14 protein-coding genes, 1 riboswitch and 1 other annotated feature are annotated in these 20,480 nt (G+C 28.5%); of the genes, 2 read left to right on the forward strand and 12 right to left on the reverse strand.

The genetic code is table 11. The annotated features are described in order from the left end of the window. Positions 1-39: 39 nt before the first annotated feature. Positions 40-288, reverse strand: a binding site (T-box leader). Between the two features lie 104 nt (positions 289-392). The 6 genes from adhE (K0039_RS04315) to adhE (K0039_RS04345) all read right to left on the reverse strand — a co-directional run bounded on the left by adhE (K0039_RS04315) (position 393) and on the right by adhE (K0039_RS04345) (position 10,953). Then, positions 393-3,005, reverse strand: coding sequence for a bifunctional acetaldehyde-CoA/alcohol dehydrogenase (gene adhE / locus K0039_RS04315; RefSeq protein WP_228103803.1), 2,613 nt, complete (start codon positions 3,003-3,005; stop codon positions 393-395). A gap of 216 nt (positions 3,006-3,221) precedes the next feature. Beyond that, positions 3,222-3,767: a helix-turn-helix domain-containing protein gene (locus K0039_RS04320; RefSeq protein WP_228103804.1), complete on the reverse strand. Its 546-nt coding sequence runs from the start codon at positions 3,765-3,767 to the stop codon at positions 3,222-3,224. 283 nt (positions 3,768-4,050) lie between these two features. After that, positions 4,051-5,307, reverse strand: a complete 1,257-nt coding sequence (gene glyA / locus K0039_RS04325; RefSeq protein ID WP_228103805.1) for a serine hydroxymethyltransferase — start codon at positions 5,305-5,307, stop codon at positions 4,051-4,053. 301 nt (positions 5,308-5,608) lie between these two features. Continuing rightward, positions 5,609-6,238 (reverse strand): HD domain-containing protein, encoded by a 630-nt coding sequence (locus K0039_RS04330; RefSeq protein ID WP_228103806.1) that lies wholly within the window; start codon positions 6,236-6,238, stop codon positions 5,609-5,611. 58 nt (positions 6,239-6,296) lie between these two features. Next, positions 6,297-7,946 (reverse strand): potassium/proton antiporter, encoded by a 1,650-nt coding sequence (locus K0039_RS04340; RefSeq protein WP_306665633.1) that lies wholly within the window; start codon positions 7,944-7,946, stop codon positions 6,297-6,299. Positions 7,947-8,289: 343 nt separating this feature from the next. Then, positions 8,290-10,953, reverse strand: coding sequence for a bifunctional acetaldehyde-CoA/alcohol dehydrogenase (adhE, locus tag K0039_RS04345; RefSeq protein WP_228103807.1), 2,664 nt, complete (start codon positions 10,951-10,953; stop codon positions 8,290-8,292). Positions 10,954-11,399: 446 nt separating this feature from the next. Between adhE (K0039_RS04345) and yidA the strand changes: the two genes are divergently transcribed. Together yidA and K0039_RS04355 are read left to right on the forward strand one after the other, a co-directional pair. Then, entirely contained in the window at positions 11,400-12,218 is an 819-nt protein-coding gene (gene yidA / locus K0039_RS04350) for a sugar-phosphatase (RefSeq protein ID WP_228103808.1), read from the forward strand. A gap of 135 nt (positions 12,219-12,353) precedes the next feature. Next, positions 12,354-14,150, forward strand: a complete 1,797-nt coding sequence (locus K0039_RS04355; protein ID WP_228103809.1) for a sensor domain-containing diguanylate cyclase/phosphohydrolase — start codon at positions 12,354-12,356, stop codon at positions 14,148-14,150. A gap of 66 nt (positions 14,151-14,216) precedes the next feature. Here the strand turns inward: K0039_RS04355 and K0039_RS04360 are convergent, their stop codons facing one another. The 6 genes from K0039_RS04360 to ade form a co-directional block, all read right to left on the reverse strand. Continuing rightward, positions 14,217-14,840, reverse strand: coding sequence for a PH domain-containing protein (locus tag K0039_RS04360; RefSeq protein ID WP_228103810.1), 624 nt, complete (start codon positions 14,838-14,840; stop codon positions 14,217-14,219). A gap of 152 nt (positions 14,841-14,992) precedes the next feature. Then, positions 14,993-15,799 (reverse strand): MetQ/NlpA family ABC transporter substrate-binding protein, encoded by an 807-nt coding sequence (locus K0039_RS04365; RefSeq protein ID WP_228103811.1) that lies wholly within the window; start codon positions 15,797-15,799, stop codon positions 14,993-14,995. A gap of 123 nt (positions 15,800-15,922) precedes the next feature. Further along, positions 15,923-16,028: riboswitch (SAM riboswitch) on the reverse strand. A 94-nt stretch (positions 16,029-16,122) separates the two neighbouring features. Then, on the reverse strand, positions 16,123-16,755 hold the full coding sequence (locus K0039_RS04370) for an amino acid ABC transporter ATP-binding protein (protein ID WP_228103812.1): 633 nt from the start codon (positions 16,753-16,755) through the stop codon (positions 16,123-16,125). Between the two features lie 18 nt (positions 16,756-16,773). After that, positions 16,774-17,385, reverse strand: a complete 612-nt coding sequence (locus K0039_RS04375; RefSeq protein ID WP_228103813.1) for an amino acid ABC transporter permease — start codon at positions 17,383-17,385, stop codon at positions 16,774-16,776. 41 nt (positions 17,386-17,426) lie between these two features. Then, positions 17,427-18,212 carry an amino acid ABC transporter substrate-binding protein gene (locus K0039_RS04380; RefSeq protein ID WP_228103814.1) on the reverse strand — a complete coding sequence of 262 codons (786 nt, stop codon included), beginning with the start codon at positions 18,210-18,212 and terminating at the stop codon, positions 17,427-17,429. Between the two features lie 354 nt (positions 18,213-18,566). Further along, positions 18,567-20,300: an adenine deaminase gene (ade, locus tag K0039_RS04385; protein WP_228103815.1), complete on the reverse strand. Its 1,734-nt coding sequence runs from the start codon at positions 20,298-20,300 to the stop codon at positions 18,567-18,569. Positions 20,301-20,480 lie beyond the last annotated feature (180 nt).

The following is a 20,480-nucleotide window of genomic DNA, read 5'->3' on the forward strand; positions in this document are numbered from 1 at the left end:
TTGTGATTTTTCCAATAAAAAAAGCCTTTCATCCTATATGAATAGGACGAAAGACTAGACTTCCGCGGTACCACCTAATTTAACTTTAATAAAAGTTCGACTCATTCAACGTACTAAATAATACATTGCCAAGTAGGTAACGGCTTGGTTCCGACTAAGTCTACTTTCTATTAGATTTCGGTTAGTAGCTCTGGGAGGTTCTTCATTATATACTTTGTACTGGACTCACACCATAACCAGCTCGCTTTGACTCTGTATTATAATTACTCTTCCCTTCATTGCTTTTATTCTTTTTTTAACTAATTAATAGTAATATTATACGAATAAATATTATTTGTCAATAAATATTTTTAAAAGTATTATATCTCATTATAAAAAAATTATTCTTATTTCTAATATATTTTATTATATATTTCTTTTAATTCACTAACTAAGGGCGATCTTGGATTGGCAGAAGTACATTGATCATCAAAGGCTTCCAAAGATAATTTTTCTATAACAGAAAAATACTCATCTTTTTCTACGCCACACTCTTTAATACTCATTGGTTCATTTAACTCTCTCATCAATCTTCTTATTTCTTCGATTAAATTTTTAACGCCCTCTTCAATACTCTCTGCTTTTAATCCAAGTGTTTTTGCAATTTCCCAATATTTTTTATTGGCTACAAAAGATTTATATTTAGGAAATGCTGTAAATTTACTTGGTATTTGCGAATTATATTCTATTACATAAGGCAATAAAATTGCATTTGCTTTTCCATGAGGTATATGAAACTGTGCTCCAAGTTTATGAGCTAAGGAGTGATTTATACCTAAAAAAGCATTTGCAAATGCCATTCCTGCAATACATGAAGCATTGTGCATTTTTTCTCTAGCTTCTTTACATTCAGCCGAATCTTCACCTTTATATGATATTGGTAAATATTTAAATACCATTTCTATGGCTTTTAAAGCCAAGGCATCTGTGTAATCTGTTGCCATTACAGAAACATAGGCTTCTATTGCATGAGTTAATACATCTAGTCCTGTATCAGCAATAACTGATTTTGGCAAACTCATAACAAACTGAGGATCTACTATTGCCACATCTGGTGTTAATTCATAGTCAGCCAAAGGGTATTTTATATTATTTTCTTTGTCTGTTATAACTGCAAAAGAAGTAACTTCTGAGCCAGTTCCTGATGTTGTTGGTATTGCCACCAGTTGTGCATTTTTGCCTAATTTAGGGAACTTATAAACTCTTTTTCTTATATCCATAAATTTAAGTCTTAAATCTTCAAAATTAACCTGTGGATTTTCATAGAATAACCACATTCCTTTTGCTGCATCTATTACTGAACCTCCGCCTAATGCTATAATTGTGTCTGGTTTAAATTTGATCATTTCCTGCGCTCCATTTAGTACTGTTTCTACAGATGGGTCTACTTCAACATCTGTAAATTTTTCTATAATAACTGGATTTCTTCTTTTTCTTAATTGGTATTCTATTTTCTTTACGTATCCTATATTTTCCATAGTTCTATCTGTAATTATGATTATTCTTTCTGCATTATGCAATTTTTCCAAATATTGAATAGAACCCATTTCATGATAAATTCTTTCTGGAACTTTAAACCACTGCATATTGGCAGTTCTTTTTGCTACCCTTTTAAGGTTGATTAAATTAAGGGCAGATATATTGTCCGTAGTAGAGTTATTTCCCATAGATCCACAACCTAAAGTTAATGATGGCATATTAGAATTATATATACCTCCTATTGCTCCTTGACTTGATGGCGTATTTATTAAAAGCCTTCCTGTTTTTACTTTATTACTAAATTTTGAAATTACATTATCATTATTTGAATGTATACATGCCGAGTGTCCAAGACCTCCAAACACGGTCATTTCAACACATTTATCTATACCCTCCTCTTCATCTTCCACCTTTATACAAGCTAAAACTGGACTAAGCTTTTCTTTTGATAAAGGATAGTCCTCACCTACTCCACTAATTTCTGCAACCAATATTTTAGTGTCTTTTGGCACTTCAAATCCTGACATCTGTGCTATTGTATAAGCACTTTGACCTACTATTTTTGGATTTAATGATTTAGTTTCGACATTTATAACAGTCTTTTCTAGTAATTGTTTTTCTTCATTATTTACAAAATAACATTTATTATTTTTCATTAAGGAAACAACATCTTTATATATTTCATCTTCTATTATTACAGCCTGTTCAGAAGCACATATTACACCATTATCAAAGGATTTAGAAATTATTAAATCATTAACCGCTTGATTAATATCTGAAGATTTTTCAATAAAACAAGGAACGTTTCCTGCTCCAACTCCTAGAGCTGGCTTACCAGAGGAATATGCTGATTTAACCATTCCAGGTCCTCCAGTTGCTAAAATTATGGATGTACCCTTATGTTTCATAAGCTCACTAGATGCCTCTAATGATGGTTTCTCTATCCATTGTATGCAGTCTTTTGGTGCTCCTTCTTTTATGGCCGCATCTCTTAATATTCTAGCAGCTTCAGATGAGCATTTTTGTGCAGATGGATGAAAACTAAATATTATTGGGTTTCTTGATTTTATAGATATTAATGATTTAAACATGGTTGTTGATGTTGGATTAGTAACAGGTGTTACTCCTGCAATTACTCCTATAGGCTCTGCTACCATCATATATCCTTCTTCATCATTTTCTTCTACAATCCCAACAGTCTTTTTGTATTTTATACTGTTATAAATATATTCTGTTGCAAAAATATTTTTTGTTACCTTATCTTCAAAAATCCCCATATTAGTTTCATCCACAGCCATTTTAGCCAATTCAATATGTTTATCAAGGCCTGCCTTTGCCATGGCTTGAACTATTTTGTCTATTTTTTCTTGGTCAAACTTTAACATCTCTTCCATCGCTACATTAGCTTTTTTGACTAATTCATCAATCATATTTTCTATGTTTTTTTCTTCTTTTAGATTTTTAGTATTTTTTATGTCTTTATTCATTATTTTAATCCTCACCAAATATAATTATTTTTAAATTTGTTATATTTTTGTTGATTATTTATATATTTATACCTTATATTTACTTCCACATCTTTCAAAACTAATTTGTAATTAAAAATCAATGCACATAATTTATTAATAATTTAAATAAATATTAAGGCCTGATATCAATATTAATGATAATCAGGCCTTTTAATTCGTAAAAGCTATCTATTTTTATAATAAAACAGCAAATATAATTTTTGATTCTAAATCACTATTATTTTCCCATCTATGTTTCATTCCAACAGGAATTTTTACACTGTCCTCTTTCTTTAATTCAAATTTTTCATCATCTAAATGTAAGGTAACTTCACCTTCCAATACATAGGCAATTTCATATCCATTGTGATGAATATAGTCAGTACATGATGATGATTTGGGTGATAAATCCATAATAGCAAATTCTAAATTATCGCTTACACCAGGTGCTAGCATCTCATATATAACATTATCAGCTCCAGGAAGTATTACTTTTTTTCTATTATTTCCTCTTATAATTAAATCTTCTTTTATTACCTCAGAAGTAAAAAATGTAAATAATGGTGCATTCAATGCATTTGCTATGGACTTTAAAGAGTTAACCGATGGATTTGCCAAACCTCTTTCTATCTGACTTAGTAATGATGGTGTAACTTCTGCCATTTTTGCTAACTCTCTTATACTTAAACCTTTACTTTTTCTGTATTGTGCTATTTTTTCCCCTATATTTAAATCACTCATTAATATTCTCCTTGAAAATTTATATGATAATCTATAAACTTTGTTTTCTTTTTATTATACCACAATCTCTTAATCTTCCACCTTATCATTAAATACAATTCATTTTAGTAAATTAAATTTAACACATACTTATTTTTATACAATGGTTTTGTTTTATTAGTATCACTTTAAATATAAAAATGGTGAACATGTATATTACGCCCACCATTTTTATGTTATATATTAATAATTTAAGCAAAAGATCTATCTATAAAAATATACCTATTGCTGTGAGAGGCTAATTCTAATCTTCAAAATATCCATCTGGGTATAATGGGAATTTTGAAACTAAGTTTCTTGCTTGACTTTTACATTCTTTTAAAACATCTTCATTATCTATATTATCTGAAACTTTTTCCATTATATCAGCTATTTCAGTGATTTCAGTATGACCAAATCCACGTTCTGATACTGCTGTAAGCCCTATACGTACGCCACTTGTAACAAATGGACTTTCTGGATCATTGGGAATAGTATTTTTATTTACTGTTATACCTATAGATTCAAGGGCTTGGTCAAACTGTTTACCAGTTATTTTTTTACCTCTTAAATCAACAAGTACTGTATGGTTATCAGTTCCACCGCTTACTATTCTAAATCCTCTCGCTTCCAATTCTTTTGCTAAATATTTAGCATTATCTAAAACCCTTTCCATCGTGGCAATAAACTCTGGCTCTATTACTCTCTTAAACATATTTGCTTTTGCTGCAATACCATTTATTTGTATAGAACCAAGTGTTCCAGGGAAAGTTGATCTATTTAATGCCTTTGCATATTTTTCTTTACACATTACAAATCCGCCTCTAGGACCACAAATTGTTTTTGAGCAAGAAGATGTACAGAAATCTGCATAAGGTATAGGTGAAGGAATTACACCAGCTCCTATAAGTCCTGATATATGGGCCATATCTACCATTAAATACGCTCCTACTTTATCAGCTATTTCTCTCATTCTTTTGTAATCTATTAGTCTAGGATAAGCACTAGCTCCAGCTATTATCATCTTAGGTTTAAACTCTAATGCTTTAGCTTCTACTTCATCATAATCTATTGTTTCATTTTTTAAATCTACACCATAGTGCTCATAATTAAATATTTTACTTACAAAGTTTGCTGGTGAACCATGAGTTAAATGTCCACCGTGATCTAACCTCATTGCAAGTATTTTGTCTCCTGGGTCAAGTACAGCATTAAATACCGTATAGTTCGCAGTTGCTCCTGAATAAGCTTGAACATTTACATATTCACAACCAAAGGCTTCTTTAGCCCTCTCAATACATAAGTTTTCTACCTCATCAGCATATTGTGAACCTGCTTGATATCTTTTCCCTGGAAGACCTTCCTCTGTTTTATTTACAAATACACTTCCCATAAGTTCTAATATTTCTGTTGGTGCAGAGCTTTCAGATGCTATCATTTCTATATTGTATTTTTGTCTTTCTAATTCTTTTTCTACTATTGAATATAATTCTGGGTCAGTTATTTTTGTTGTTTTTAACATAATCATTTCCCCCTTAAAATATTTTTAATATCTGAAAAAGCAATTAAACTATTTTATTATAAGCATACTCAACTGTGTTTAATTATTTTTAATTAATTAAATTTTATTAATTAAATAGTAATAGCTCATTCCAATTTTGTCAATTATATTTTAATATTTTAAATTTAATTTAACACTTTTGTATATACTTTTTAATTTTATAACTTTTTATAAACAAAAAAGTCTGTTATATTTTTTATAAAACAGACTTTTAAGATATATTTATATTAATTTGTAATTTTTTTCTTTTTTAATATTATAATTATTCTAGCTCTTGAAAATCCTTTAATGCATTTTTTAGATAAGCTTCTTTAAATGAGTAATCTTCATTTACTGATCTTCCAAGGGCGTCTGCCTTTGCCAATAGTATCAAATCTTGTGGACAAACTGACTTATTAAATAACTTTCTAGTACTTTTCAACCTGCTATTTTGATTTGCCAGTTGATTTGGTTGCATGTGGAGTTCCACCATGTTTAATATATAATCTCTAAATTCATTCTCTTCTTTTCTAATTGTTCTATTTAAAAATGTCCTAACTAATTTTAATCCAGCTCTTTCATGATTATAAGAAATTATTTTTCCATCTTCTTTCGTTGTAGTTGTAATCACTTTTCCAAAATCATGACATAAAGCTGAATACATAAATCCAATTGGATTTTTAGCTTTATTCTTTAACTTTGCAGCCTCATCTACAACCATCATAGTGTGATTAAATACATCACCTTCTGGATGATGTACAGGAGATTGAATTACCCCTACCAAATCACCTATTTCAGGAAATTTTATATCCAAATTATTATCCTCTTTTAAACCTGTAAAATATCTCGATGGTTTTTCATATGTTAAGAGCACTTCTTCAAGTTCTTCTTGTATGTTTATATTTTTTGTCATAGTTTAAAATTTCCTCATTTATTCATTAATTTTAATTTTCAGACTTGTCAATTTATACTTAATGATTAACAATATCTAATTTATCTATATCACTAATATCAGTTCCTGTTATTACTAATATATCATTAGGAAGTATCTCTGTAGAACCATTTGGAATAACTATTTCTCCTTTTCTCTTTATCATCGCTACAAGAATCTCATCTGGTATATCTGCCTCTGCAATTGATTTATTTGCAAAATTACTTGTAGCTCCCACACATATTTCCATAAGTTTTGTACTCTTTCCTTCTTGATACATTCTCAATTTATCAAAATTATTTCCTGTTACAACTAGTATATCTCCAGGAAGTATTTTTGTAGTACCATTCGGAACAAATACATCTCCTTCTCGTTTTATCATTACTATAAGAATATCTTCTGGTATATTACTATCCATAATAGTTTTATTTGCCAAATTACTATCTTCAGTAATTGATATTTCTATTAGCTTTGTGCTTTTATCTTCTTTATAGTCATTAAAGGTTTTGAAAACTGAAGATTCATCATCTATTAAATCTAATTTTAATGCAATTTTAGGTATAAGAGTTCCTTGTACTCCAACAGAGAATAATGCTATAAAGAATATAATGTGAAATATATCACTATTAATTGGAACTCCATAAGTTATTGCAAATATGGCAAAAGCTATGGATGCAGCTCCTCTAAGACCTACCCAAGATATAAATATCTGCTGTTTGAAAGGTATTTTGAACCAGCTTAAAATACTAAATGTAGCTATAGGTCTTGCTATAAATATCATAAATAGAGATATTGCAATTCCTTGTACCATTATATCAGACATTTGGGATGGATAAGATAATAATCCTAATAAGAAAAATAATATTATTTGCATAAGCCATGATATGCTATCAAAAAATTCAAATATACTTTTTTTGTGAGGAATTTTACTATTCCCAATTATTATTCCTGTTATATATGCACTTAAATAACCATTTCCACCAAATAACTCACTTAATCCATAAGATAACACTGCAATAGCTGTTACAAATATAGGATAAAATCCATCTATTTCAAAGTTTATATGTCTCAATAGATATATAGTTAATTTTGATAATAGGATAGCTAATATAATCCCTACTACAATCTGACTAAATAGCATTGGTACTATACTTGAATATCCTTTGTTAGACATTAATGAAAGTATAATTATAGTTAACATATATGCAAAAGGATCATTACTCCCACTTTCAATTTCTAATATAGATGCAATTGAACCTTTTAAATTTAATTTTTGTGAACGAAGTATAGAGAATACTGAAGCTGCATCTGTAGATGCTACTATAGAACCTATAAGAAGGCTTTCTAACCATGTAGTTTTTAATACGCCATAACAAAATGCGCCTGTAAGACCTGCTGTTATAACTACTCCTATGGTTGACATTAATATGGATGGAATAGCAATAGGCTTTGCCATTTTCCAGTTTGTACCAAACCCACCAAAAAACATTATAAATATAAGGGCTAAGGTACAAATATCTTTTGTTAATTCAAAATTATTATAATCAATTCCGAATATCCCATCTGCTCCAAAGACCATGCCAAGTATTATAAAGATTAAAAGTATGGGTACCCCAAATTTGTATAACACTTTACTAGATGTGACGCAAGTTAATATTACAAGAGCGCTTATAACCATCAATTTTATCATCCTACCACTCCTTTACAATATAATTTTTTATATTATTATACACAATTATAATATAAAAATTATAAGTTAATAGTTTATCAATTTAATTTTAACCTTAAATATATCATACTGTCAATTTTTTTAATTTTCTATCAATTCAATAATTATAAAATACAAATTTACTTATTGAACTTTTAAGTGATATAATTTGTATTAATAAATAAAAAATGAGATGATTTTGAACGTAATATTGGGTAAAAATCATATACAAAAGACCTTCTATTTTTTATAGAAGGTCTCTTGTATTGCACAAAATATTAATTTTTAAGGTTATATTTTTAAGGAATCACTAATTAAACTATTTTTATACTAATGTTTTTTCTTCTTTTTTAGATTCTTTTAATACTTTTTTAGCTGGATATATATTCTTATATATCTCATGTAGTTCAGTTACTAATGGTAATCTTGGGTTAGCTGGAGTACATTGATCGTCAAATGCATCTAAAGCTAATTTTTTAATTGAACCAAAGTAAGTTTCTTTTTCTATACCACATTCTTCTATAGACATTGGCATATTCAATTCTTTCATTAAATTTCTAATAGCCTCAACTAAGCTCTTAACACCTTCTTCAGTTGTATTAGCTTTTAATCCAAGAACTTTTGCTATTTCAGCATATTTCTTATCCGCTACGAAAGATTTATATTTAGGGAATGCAGCAAATTTAGTTGGCATTTGTGCATTGTACTCTATTACGTGTGGTAATAATATTGCATTAGCTCTACCATGTGGTATATGGAACTCAGATCCTAACTTATGAGCTAATGAGTGGTTTACACCTAAGAAAGCATTGGCAAATGCCATACCTGCCATACAAGATGCATTATGCATTTTTTCTCTAGCCTCTCTACCTTCAGCAGTATATCCACCTTTATATGATAATGGTAAATATTCAAATACCATTTGTATAGCTTTCATTGCAAGAGCATCTGTATAATCAGTTGCCATTATAGATACATATGCTTCTACAGCATGAGTCAATACGTCAAGTCCTGTATCTGCAGTAACAGCAGCTGGTACAGACATTACAAATTGTGGGTCTATTATAGCCACATCTGGAGTTAACTCATAATCAGCTAATGGATATTTAACATTATTTACTTTGTCAGTTATAACTGCAAATGAAGTTACTTCTGAACCTGTTCCTGAAGTAGTTGGTATAGCTACCATTTTAGCTTTTCTTCCTAATTTAGGGAACTTGTAAACTCTTTTTCTTATATCAGCAAATTTAAGTCTTAAGTCTTCAAAGTCTGCTTCTGGATTTTCATAGAATAACCACATACCTTTAGCAGCATCCATTGCAGATCCTCCACCTAAAGCTATTATTGTGTCTGGCTGGAACTTTCTCATTGCTTCAGCACCATTTAGTACAGTGTCTACTGATGGATCTGGTTCTACATCAGCGAATACTTCTACCATTACTGGATTTCTTCTTTTTCTTAATTGATATTCTAATTTATCAGCATATCCAAGTTGAACCATCATTCTATCAGTTACAATCATTACTCTTTCAACATTTGGTAGTTTCTCTAAGTATTGTATTGAACCTACTTCATGATATATTCTTTCAGGAACTTTGAACCATTGCATATTAACTCTCCTTTTAGTAACTTTCTTAACGTTTATTAAGTTTACAGCAGATACGTTATCTGTAGTTGAGTTATTACCCATTGATCCGCATCCTAAAGTTAATGATGGAGTATTTACGTTGTATATATCTCCTATTGCTCCATGAGTAGATGGCGCATTTACTAAAAGTCTTCCTGTTCTTACTCTATTTGAAAATTCTAATATTACATCATCATTGTTTGAATGAATAACTGCTGAGTGTCCAAGTCCACCAAACTCTGTCATTTCAACGCATTTTTGTATTCCTTCTTCAGCATTTTTTACTTTTATACAAGCTAATACTGGAGATAATTTTTCTTTTGATAATGGATAATCCATTCCAACACCTTCTATTTCAGCTACTAATATTTTAGCATCTTTCGGAACTTCAAATCCTGCCATTTTTGCTATAGTATATGGACTTTGTCCAACTATGTTAGGATTTAATGTTTTAGTTTCTGGATTTATAACTGTTTTTTCTAATAATTCTTTTTCTTTTCCATATACGAAGTGACAGTTGTAATGCTTAAGTAAAGCAACTACTTCATCGTATATACATTCTTCTATTATAACTGCTTGCTCAGAAGCACATATCATTCCGTTATCAAATGATTTAGATAATATTAAATCATTTACTGCTTGTTTTATATCAGAAGATTTTTCTATGAAACAAGGCACATTTCCTGCCCCAACTCCAAGTGCTGGCTTTCCTGCAGAGTAAGCAGACTTAACCATTCCAGGCCCACCAGTTGCAAGTATTAATGATACTCCATTATGCTTCATTAATGCACTTGATGCTTCTAATGATGGTTTTTCTATCCATTGCACACAATTTTCTGGAGCTCCTGCTTCTACAGCTGCATCTCTTAATATTCTAGCTGCTTCAGCAGAACATTTTTGAGCTGACGGATGGAAACTAAATATTATTGGATTTCTCCCCTTCATAGATATTAAAGTTTTAAACATTGTTGTTGAAGTTGGATTTGTAACAGGAGTTACCCCAGCTACTACACCTATTGGCTCAGCCACCATCATGTATCCTTCTTCATCATTTTCTTCTATTACTCCAACTGTCTTTTTGTATTTTATACTGTTATATATATATTCTGTAGCAAAAATATTTTTTGTTACCTTATCTTCAAATATTCCTCTTCCTGTCTCGTTTACTGCAAGTTGAGCAAGTTCTATGTGTTTATCAAGTCCAGCTTTTGCCATAGCTGCTACTATCTTATCCGCTGCTTCTTGATCTAACTTTAACATAGCTTCTTTAGCTATAGTTGCCTTTTCCACTAATTCATTAATCATGCTTTCAACATTTACTTCTTGGTTTACAACTTTAACTTTTTTTGTTTCTTTACTCATTTCGAAACTCCCCCTATATAATTATAATGTTAATAAACTTCGTTATATTTTTAACAACTTTTTATACTATTTATAATAAATTATCTTATTTCACCTGTCAATATATTTGTTAAATTTTTATCAAATTAATATATAAAATTAAATCAACATATATAATTCTCTCCAAAACCACTTATATTCTAATTTTTAAATTATATATTTTTAATTACTAAAAATGATTTATATGCTAATATTAATATTTTATATAGTTTATTTTTTAACAATTAATTTTATTCCAATGAAATTTTATTGAATTTAGTTATAAAAACTTTTAAACTATATATTGTCCTTGAAAATTACTACTAATAAATTTCAATATTAATCTTATCCAAAAATATTAATATATAAGTTTATTAATATAGTTATTTAAAGATAATTTACATTTTTAACATGCAACAGGAGGATTTATGAATTACAAATTAATTGCATTAGATATTGATGGAACTTTAATCAATAGTTCACACCAACTTACAGAAGGTGTAAAAAAATCTATAAAAGAAGCAAAAGAAAAAGGCGTTAAAGTGGTTTTATGCACTGGCAGACCATTAAAAGGTGTTGAAAAATTCATAGATGAGTTAAGTCTTAAAGAAGAGGGAGATTATGCTACTACTTTCAATGGTGCTTTAGTTCAAGATACATTTACTAAAAATCCTGTATCTCACTTAACACTAAAATATGAAGACTTAATGGATTTATACAATTTAAGCCTTGAAGTTGGATCTAGAAGTCATTTTTATGATACTAAAACTATTTATACTTTTAATAAAGATATCAGTGATTATACAGTATTTGAATGCCATCTTACTGGAGTTCATTTAAATGTTGCTACATTAGATGAAGTTCCAAAAGACATTGCCATGTCTAAATTTATGATGGTAGACCATCCAGAAATATTAGATGAATGTATAAGAAAAATCCCTAAAGAATACTACGAAAAATATACTATAGTAAGAAGTACTCCTTCATTTTTAGAGTTCTTAAATCCAAATGCAAATAAAGGTAATGGTATTTCGCTCCTTGCTCAAGAACTTGGTATAAAAAAAGATGAAATCATCTGTATTGGAGATGCAGAAAATGATAAACATATGATAGAATATGCAGGACTTGGAGTTGCCATGGGAAATGCTACAGAAGAAATAAAAGACTTAGCAGATTATATTACTCTTTCTAATGATGAAGATGGAGTTGCTCATGTTATAAATAAGTTCATACTAGAAGAAAGATAATTTTAAAAGGAACTACTTTATATAAAGTTTTAGTAGTTCCTTTTTTATATAGTATTTATAGACATAATCATGAAATAATTGTAAAATATTTCTTGTTATGATTTACGAAAAATACACTCAAAAGGAGCTTATATAATGGAGAATACTAATTCTACAGACATATATAAATTATTTTTAGAAAATATACCTTATCCTGTGTGGATACAAGGCATTGATACAAAAATAATTTTTATAAATGATCATTATGAAAATCTATATAACGTAAAAGCATGTGATGTCATTGGAAAAAAAACTGTTGATGTATTATCTAAAGAAAAGTCTGATATTTATAATGAACAATTAAAAAACACATTAATAACAAAAAAAGTAACTATTTCTGAAGTACTTATTAAAGATTTATACTTTAGAACCTATGTATTTCCTATTCTTGATAAAAGACAAGAAACACAAGGTGTTGCAGGCATAGTTATTGATGTAGATGAAAAAAAACAAAAACAGTTAGAATTAATACATCAAAAGAATATTTTAAGAACTATTATAGATACACTCCCTGAGGCAATATTTTACAAAGATGAAAATTCTAAATACCTAGGTTATAATAAGGCATTTTTAAATAGCTTTAAAAATCTACACATTTGCAATTTATTAGATGATGACAGCCTATTAGAAAAAACTGACTTGGATTTAATGCATAACAAACATAGAGCCATGAACTTCTATAAACAAGATAAAGAAATTTTAAAAACTAAAAAACCAATTAGTTTTGAAAATTGTTATAAACACTCTGACGGTCATATTATAACTGAGGAAAGCATAAAAACACCCATAATTGATGAATCTGGAAATATACGTGGTATAGTCGGAATATCAAGGGATATAACTCAACATAAAACTTTAGAAGAGAAGTTAAGATATTTAAGTGAAATAGATACTCTTACTGATCTTTATAACAGAAATAGTTTTGAAGAAAAAATAGAAAAACTTAATAAAACAAAGTATCATCCTCTAGGTATAATAATGGGTGATGTTAATGGATTAAAATTAATTAATGATACTCTTGGTCATTTAGAAGGCGATAAATTATTAAGAAGTATTTCTAATGTTTTAAAGTCTTCTTGCAGTGAAAGTGGATATGTTTTTAGATGGGGCGGAGATGAGTTCATTATTCTTGCTCCAAATGCTAACGAGTTAAAATGTGATAAATTAATAAAAAAAATTTTAAATGATTGTAAAAAATACGATTATAAATATATGCAACTTAGTATTTCTTTGGGGGCTGTAGTTAAAGATGAGGTTGATGATAATATTTATGATTGCATAAATAAGGCTGAAGAAAAGGTTTATCGTCATAAATTATTAGATAACAAAAGTATTAAAAGCTCCATTATGGATTCTTTACTAAAAAGTTTAGAAGAAAAAAACTTAGAAACTAATGAGCATGCTAAAAGAGTAACTAAATATGCACTAGCTTTAGGACAAAAGTTAAACTTTAAAATTTCAGAACTAGATGAATTAATTCTAGTAGCTAGACTACATGATATTGGTAAAATAGGTATTAGTGAAGATATACTACTAAAACCAGGTTCTCTTACTAATGAAGAATTTGAAATAATGAAAACTCATACAGAAAAGGGCTATCGTATTATAAATGCATCTAGTGAACTATATACTGTTGCAAAATGCGTTCTTACACATCATGAAAGGTGGGATGGCAAAGGATATCCTCTCGGACTGAAAGAAGATGAAATCCCTTTAGTATCTAGAATAATTAATATTGCTGATTCTTTTGATGTTATGACTAATAATAGGCCTTATAAAAATACAAAGAGTAAAAATGAAGCTATAAAAGAACTTCAAAGATGTTCTGGGACACAATTTGATCCCACTTTAGTTCAGTATTTCATAGAATATATTAATGATATAGAGGAGTAATTCCCCTATATCATTTTAAATTTCACTCTATAATATTTTAGATTACTTCTACCTTTTTAGCTCTTATTAATTATTTATATATTTTTCAAAAATATATCCGAAATCTTTATTATTATAATTCTCTCTTATATCACTCATCCAACTAAAATTAAATTTAGTAATTTCTTCTATCATATTGGCAGTATTACCCTCCATACGAGATCTACTTACAGCATCATTGGCCATGTCTAAGCTTTTCATTCCATATTCATAAGACTGTCTATTTTTATGTTGTATTTTCCCAATTTCAAATAAAGCTTTATATAAATCTTTTAATTGTTCTATTTGTTTTTTATCAACATCTATACTGAAATAATCGTCTGCAAAGCTAAATTTTATTTCCACGTCTAAATCTACTGTTCCTGCCGTTTCTAGCGTTACCGAATGAACATTTTCACTACGAAACTCATGTCTTTTTACTACTCTTTTTTTACTCACAGCAGATGCACCATCCACATGTATTAATCCTCTATTTGTAAACACATACTCATCTGATTTTGATTTTATAACAAAGTAGATTTTCTCACCATCTTCGTTCATTATATAATCATCTCCATCAACTTTGTTAAAGTCCTTTGGATCTATTATCTTGCCTATATCAGATAAACCTAATGTGTCTGCTGCCATTTTTCCAAATATATTGCCTGCCATATTGTCCTCCAAGTTATTTGATTCTATTAATACATTTATATTATACCATGTTAAAATTTCTATTCAATCATGATAATTTTAACATTAATTACGGTGCAAATTTCATGGAAATTTATTATTTTATATGTCTCATTTAGACAACTATGTTTACTTTAAAATACAGGTATTACAATTCCATTATATTTAGATTCTATAAGTTCTCTACATCTATCAGATGTAAGAACTTCTTCTAGCACTTTTATTTTTTCACTATTCTTGTCTTCTATTCTATATGCAAGTAAATTAGCATATTCATCATTTATCGGTGCTGTATAAATTCCATCTTCCTTTGCACTAAGTCCTGCAGGTATGGCATAAGTTGTATCCACAAACCCAGCTGTAACATCTTCTAATGATGGCGGTATTTGAGCCACATCTAATTGAACAAATTCTAAATTTTTTAGATTTTTAGTAATATCATTAACTCCAACTATATCACCTTCTCTTAAAGTTATTAACCCTTCACTCTCCAAATATCTTAAAGACTTTGATGCTGAGGAAGCATTATCACTTATGGCAATCTTGTCTCCACTTTTAAATTCGTCAATAGAATTTATTTTCTTAGAATATAATACTCCTGGACAAATATATAGTTTAGATCCTGCCATTATTTTATACCCCTTACTTTTTACTGCCTCATCTAAATAAGGCTTATGTTGAAATAAATTTGCATCGATTTCTCCATTATTTAATGATTCATTAGGTAGTACATAATCATTAAACGTTACAACTTCTAACTCATATCCTTTTTCTTCTATAAGTGGTTTTAACTCTTCTAATAATTCTCCACCTGGAACTAATGTAGCCCCTACTTTAATTGTTTTATCATCCTTAGATTCAGGTGATGAATTTGAGCATCCAACTAATGATGCGCATAGCACTGCACTTAGTGCTATGTTTAATAATCTTTTTAATTTCATAATAATGTTCCCCCTTAAATTTGTAGTAAAATAAAAATCTCTATAGCTCCTCCATTACTTGAAATTTCATTCATATAAAACAAAAAAACTTGAGTATAAACTCAAGTTTTAATAGCGAATTTATACTTATCTTTCAGTAAATATACTGCAGGATTTAGCACCGTGTATATAAAAATATACTGGTTGCCGGGTTTCATAGGGCCAGTCCCTCCACCACTCTAGATAAGAGATATTTATTTTTTAATTTGATAATTATAGTAACACTATCCTTTTTTAAAGTAAATTATATAATTTAATTTTTATACTTTTATTTGTTTTTAATGTTAGCCTCCTATTTTTATTATTTTGTCTTTAATATTATTAGCGAATCCTATATCATGAGTTATTATCAAAATTGCCATGCCTTTGGACTTTAAATCTCTTATTATTTTTGAAACTTTTTCTATTGAATCCACATCTAAGGCTGATGTTGGCTCATCAAAACAAAGGATTTTTGGTGTTAATGCACAAGCTCTCGCTATGGCAACTCTTTGACATTGTCCTCCAGATAACTCATAAGGATAAGCATTTATTTTGTCTTCTAAATCTACCATTTTTAAAATTTCTTTTGCTTCTTTAGTTGCCTCTTCCTTTGACTTTTTCAATACATTTATTGGTGCTGATATTATATTTTCTAAAACCGACATATGTGGAAATAAATTAAAATTTTGAAATACCATTCCTATTTTATCTCTATTTTTCGATATATGACTTTTATCCTTCATTACACAATTATCTACTATTATTTCTCCTTCATCAAAATCTTCAAGACCATTTATACATCTAAGAATTGTAGTTTTTCCTACACCTGATTTTCCCAAAAGTACACATACTTCCCCACTATTTACTTCAAAACTTATATTATCTAGTACTTTATTATCTCCAAAGGATTTATTTAAATTTTTTACTTGTAACATATTTTTTCTCCCATCTTTTTATCTATAATAAGCATATTTGTTTTCAATTTTTTTGAACATAATTGTTAAAATTCCAATTAAAACTAAATACACTCCTCCAGCTTCTATTAAAGGCACTATACTTGCCTGTTGATTTTGTGCTATTTGAGCAATTCTCAATATATCGTTTAATCCTATGGCATAAACTATAGCAGTGTCTTTAATTAAAGTTATTACTTCATTTGACATGGCAGGTAATACTCTTTTTATAACTTGTGGGAAGATTATTTTTCTGTACATTTCAAATTTACTAAATCCTAGTACAAAAGCACCTTCATATTGACCTTTGTCTATAGATTGAATTCCACCTCTAAATATTTCAGCAAAGTAAGCTGCATAGTTTAGTGAAAATGCTACGATTACTGCATCAAATCTATCAAATATTATTCCCATTAAAGGAAGACCGAAAAATACAAATACAAGTTGTAATAATAATGGTGTTCCTCTCATAATTAATATATAAAAATTTGCTATCTTGCTTATTATTTTATTTTTAGATAATCTTAAAAAAGCTATCATAATTCCAAGTGGTACTGATATTATCAAGGTTATAAAAAACACTGATAATGTAATTTTTAATCCTTCTAACATTATAAAATTTCCTCCTTGCTTTTTTCCTTAATTTTTATATCTTACTCAGATTTTCCAAACCATTTGTTATAAATTTCATCAAAAGTTTTATCTTCTTTTATTTCATTTATTGTCTTATTCACCTTATCTCGAAGCTGGGCATCATCTTTTCTAAATGCAACAACATAGTCTTCAGTTCCGAAATTATCATCTAAAATTTTATATTTTTCTTCACCTTTTTTACTTATATAGTATTTAACTAAAGTTTCATCTCCAACTATGGCGTCTATTCTCCCTGCTTCTAAATCTCTAAAAACCTTATCGAAAGTATCATATAAAATTGGTGCTCCATTTAAGCTATTTAATATTTCTGTATCCTTTTCTAAAGCTTCTAGCCCTGCTGATCCTTGTTGAGTCCCTACTATTTTACTTTTTAAGCCTTCTTTATTTTTAATTGTTGAGTCTTTTAAAGTCACTATAAGCTGACTATTTTTCATATATGCATCTGTATAAGCAACTTTTTCTTTTCTTTCTTCAGTCAATGAATATCCATTCCATATGGCATCTATGTTTCCTGAATTTAATTCAGTTTCTTTCATTGACCAGTCTATACTTTGAAATTTTACATTCATATTTAGTCTCTTAAAAGTTTCTGCAGCTAAATCCACATCAAAGCCTACTATATTTCCATTATCATCTAAATATCCCATAGGAAAATATGTATTATCATACCCTATTACTATTTCATTATCATTTGAATCTACATTCTTTTTATTACATCCTACTATCCCTATCATAATTACTAAAACTGCTAATCCCATTGTTAATTTTTTTAATACTTTTTTCATTTCTTTTTCCTCCTAATAATTTAATTTTTTCTTTGTTAATTATTGCAATAAAAAAACCACATAGGCTAATACCTATGTGGTTAATATTTATAATATATATTCCACCATAGATACAAGCCTTTTTAACAACGCTAAAAGGGCTTGTATCTATGAATTAAATTTCATAATTTACAATCCCTTGCTTCTATGATGGTGATGATGAAGTTGTATATTTAATTTTATTATAATTTTCGAATTTTTCATAACACCATTTCTCCTCTTCTTAATTTTTATCTAAATTAATTTTTTTATTTGTAATTAATAGTAATATCAATATTTAGAATTGTCAAATGTTTTTTATTTTTTTATTCTAATTTATTTTGATACTATACTCATAAAATCAAAATTTTCCACATCAAATAATCCTTTATCTGTAAGTTTTATATTAGGGATTACTGGAAGTGCTAAAAACGCTAAAGTCAAAAATGGATCTATATCTTTACTTACTTTTAATGAATCATAAGCTATGTCTACCAATTTACTAAATCTTGAATTAACATACTCTATATCTTTATCACTCATTAAGCCACCAATATTTAAAGGTAAGCTTTCTAAAATTTCATTGGAAGATGATATTGCAATTCCTCCATCCATACTTATAACTTTATTCACAGCATTAACTATATCTTCATCATTATCCCCAACAACTATAATATTATGAGAGTCATGAGATATAGTCGTTGCTATAGCTCCATTTTTTAATTTGAAGCTTTCTACTAGACCTATACCTATATTTCCTGTATTTTTATGTCTTTCTATTACTGCTAACTTTAATATATCTTTTTCATTGTCATATTCAAACTTATTCTGAACAATATTAACTTTAGCCTTTGATTTTTCAGTTATCAAACTATGAGGTTTTAATGAAATAATATTTACTTCTTCTTCTCCATCTTCCTTTTCAAAATATATTTGTATGTCTTCTATATCAATTTTTGAAAGATGAACAGTTTTTAATACTTTAGAAATGTCTTTTTCTTTAGTTGTGAATAAAGGCATTTTTTCTTTTCCTACTAACTTTCCATCTTTATAAACTTCTTCTATATTAAATTTTTCTAAGTTATCAAATACGATTATATCTGCCTTATATCCTGGAGCTATTGCTCCTACATCTTTTAAATTGTAACAGTTTGCTGGATTTATAGTTGCCATTTGTATTGCTGTTATTGGGTCTATTCCATTTTTTATTGATAATTTAACATTGTAGTCTATATGACCTTCTTTTAATAAATCTTCTGGGTGTTTATCATCCGTGCATAATAAAATTCTTTGATAGTTATATTGATTAACTCCGTTTATAAGATTTTTAAGGTCTTTAGTTGCAGAACCTTCCCTTATCATAACATACATACCTAGTCTTAATTTTTCTAACATTTCTTCTTCTGTTGTACATTCATGATCTGTGTTTACTCCACTTAAAACATATGCATTTAAGCCTTCTCCATTTATACGAGGAGCATGCCCATCTACACTTTTTTTATTTTTATAAGCTAAATTTAACTTATCCATTACAACTTTATCTTTATATATAACACCAGGGTAATTCATCATCTCACCTAAACCTAAAACCCTTGGATGATTTATATATTTTTCCAAATCATCAGCCTTAAGAACTGCTCCTGAATTTTCAAAATTAGTTGCTGGCACACATGAAGGTAGCATCACATATGTATTTAAAGGTAATTCTTCACTTGAATTTAATATATATTCTATTCCATCAAGACCACAAACATTAGCTATCTCGTGCGGGTCTGTGATTATTGTAGTAGTTCCTCTTGGTACTATAGCTTTTGAAAACTCACCTGGTGATAACATAGATGACTCAATGTGAACGTGGGAATCTATAAGCCCCGATGCTATATATTTCCCTTTTAAGTCTATATTAGTATCTCCTGTATATTCTCCAATTCCTACTATTATGCCATCATGTACTGCAACATCCCCAGTCACAATTTCATGTGTAAATACATTAACTATATTTGCATTCTTTAATACTAAATCTGGATTTTTATTTTTCATTGATCTGTCTATTAATTCACTAATGTACATAATACTCTCCCAACTATCAAATATTTTTTAAATCCTATAATATCACATTTATATTCATAGTCAAGTTTTTTTATTAAAATATTTTTTCTTTTAATACAATTATTTCTCTTAAGTATTTATTCATATATAATATATTTATACATATTTGTAAAACTATGTAATTTTATAATGAGGGGATAA

The organism is Terrisporobacter mayombei, assembly GCF_020748465.1.
Lineage (GTDB): Bacteria > Bacillota > Clostridia > Peptostreptococcales > Peptostreptococcaceae > Terrisporobacter > Terrisporobacter mayombei.

Bases quoted from the DNA above. Each gene is read 5' to 3' on its own strand.
- adhE (WP_228103803.1), bottom strand. From the start codon at position 3,005: ATGAATAAAGACATAAAAAATACTAAAAATCTAAAAGAAGAAAAAAAC.
- K0039_RS04320 (WP_228103804.1), bottom strand. From the start codon at position 3,767: ATGAGTGATTTAAATATAGGGGAAAAAATAGCACAATACAGAAAAAGT.
- glyA (WP_228103805.1), bottom strand. From the start codon at position 5,307: ATGTTAAAAACAACAAAAATAACTGACCCAGAATTATATTCAATAGTA.
- K0039_RS04330 (WP_228103806.1), bottom strand. From the start codon at position 6,238: ATGACAAAAAATATAAACATACAAGAAGAACTTGAAGAAGTGCTCTTA.
- K0039_RS04340 (WP_306665633.1), bottom strand. From the start codon at position 7,946: ATGATAAAATTGATGGTTATAAGCGCTCTTGTAATATTAACTTGCGTC.
- adhE (WP_228103807.1), bottom strand. From the start codon at position 10,953: ATGAGTAAAGAAACAAAAAAAGTTAAAGTTGTAAACCAAGAAGTAAAT.
- yidA (WP_228103808.1), top strand. From the start codon at position 11,400: ATGAATTACAAATTAATTGCATTAGATATTGATGGAACTTTAATCAAT.
- K0039_RS04355 (WP_228103809.1), top strand. From the start codon at position 12,354: ATGGAGAATACTAATTCTACAGACATATATAAATTATTTTTAGAAAAT.
- K0039_RS04360 (WP_228103810.1), bottom strand. From the start codon at position 14,840: ATGGCAGGCAATATATTTGGAAAAATGGCAGCAGACACATTAGGTTTA.
- K0039_RS04365 (WP_228103811.1), bottom strand. From the start codon at position 15,799: ATGAAATTAAAAAGATTATTAAACATAGCACTAAGTGCAGTGCTATGC.
- K0039_RS04370 (WP_228103812.1), bottom strand. From the start codon at position 16,755: ATGTTACAAGTAAAAAATTTAAATAAATCCTTTGGAGATAATAAAGTA.
- K0039_RS04375 (WP_228103813.1), bottom strand. From the start codon at position 17,385: ATGTTAGAAGGATTAAAAATTACATTATCAGTGTTTTTTATAACCTTG.
- K0039_RS04380 (WP_228103814.1), bottom strand. From the start codon at position 18,212: ATGAAAAAAGTATTAAAAAAATTAACAATGGGATTAGCAGTTTTAGTA.
- ade (WP_228103815.1), bottom strand. From the start codon at position 20,300: ATGTACATTAGTGAATTAATAGACAGATCAATGAAAAATAAAAATCCA.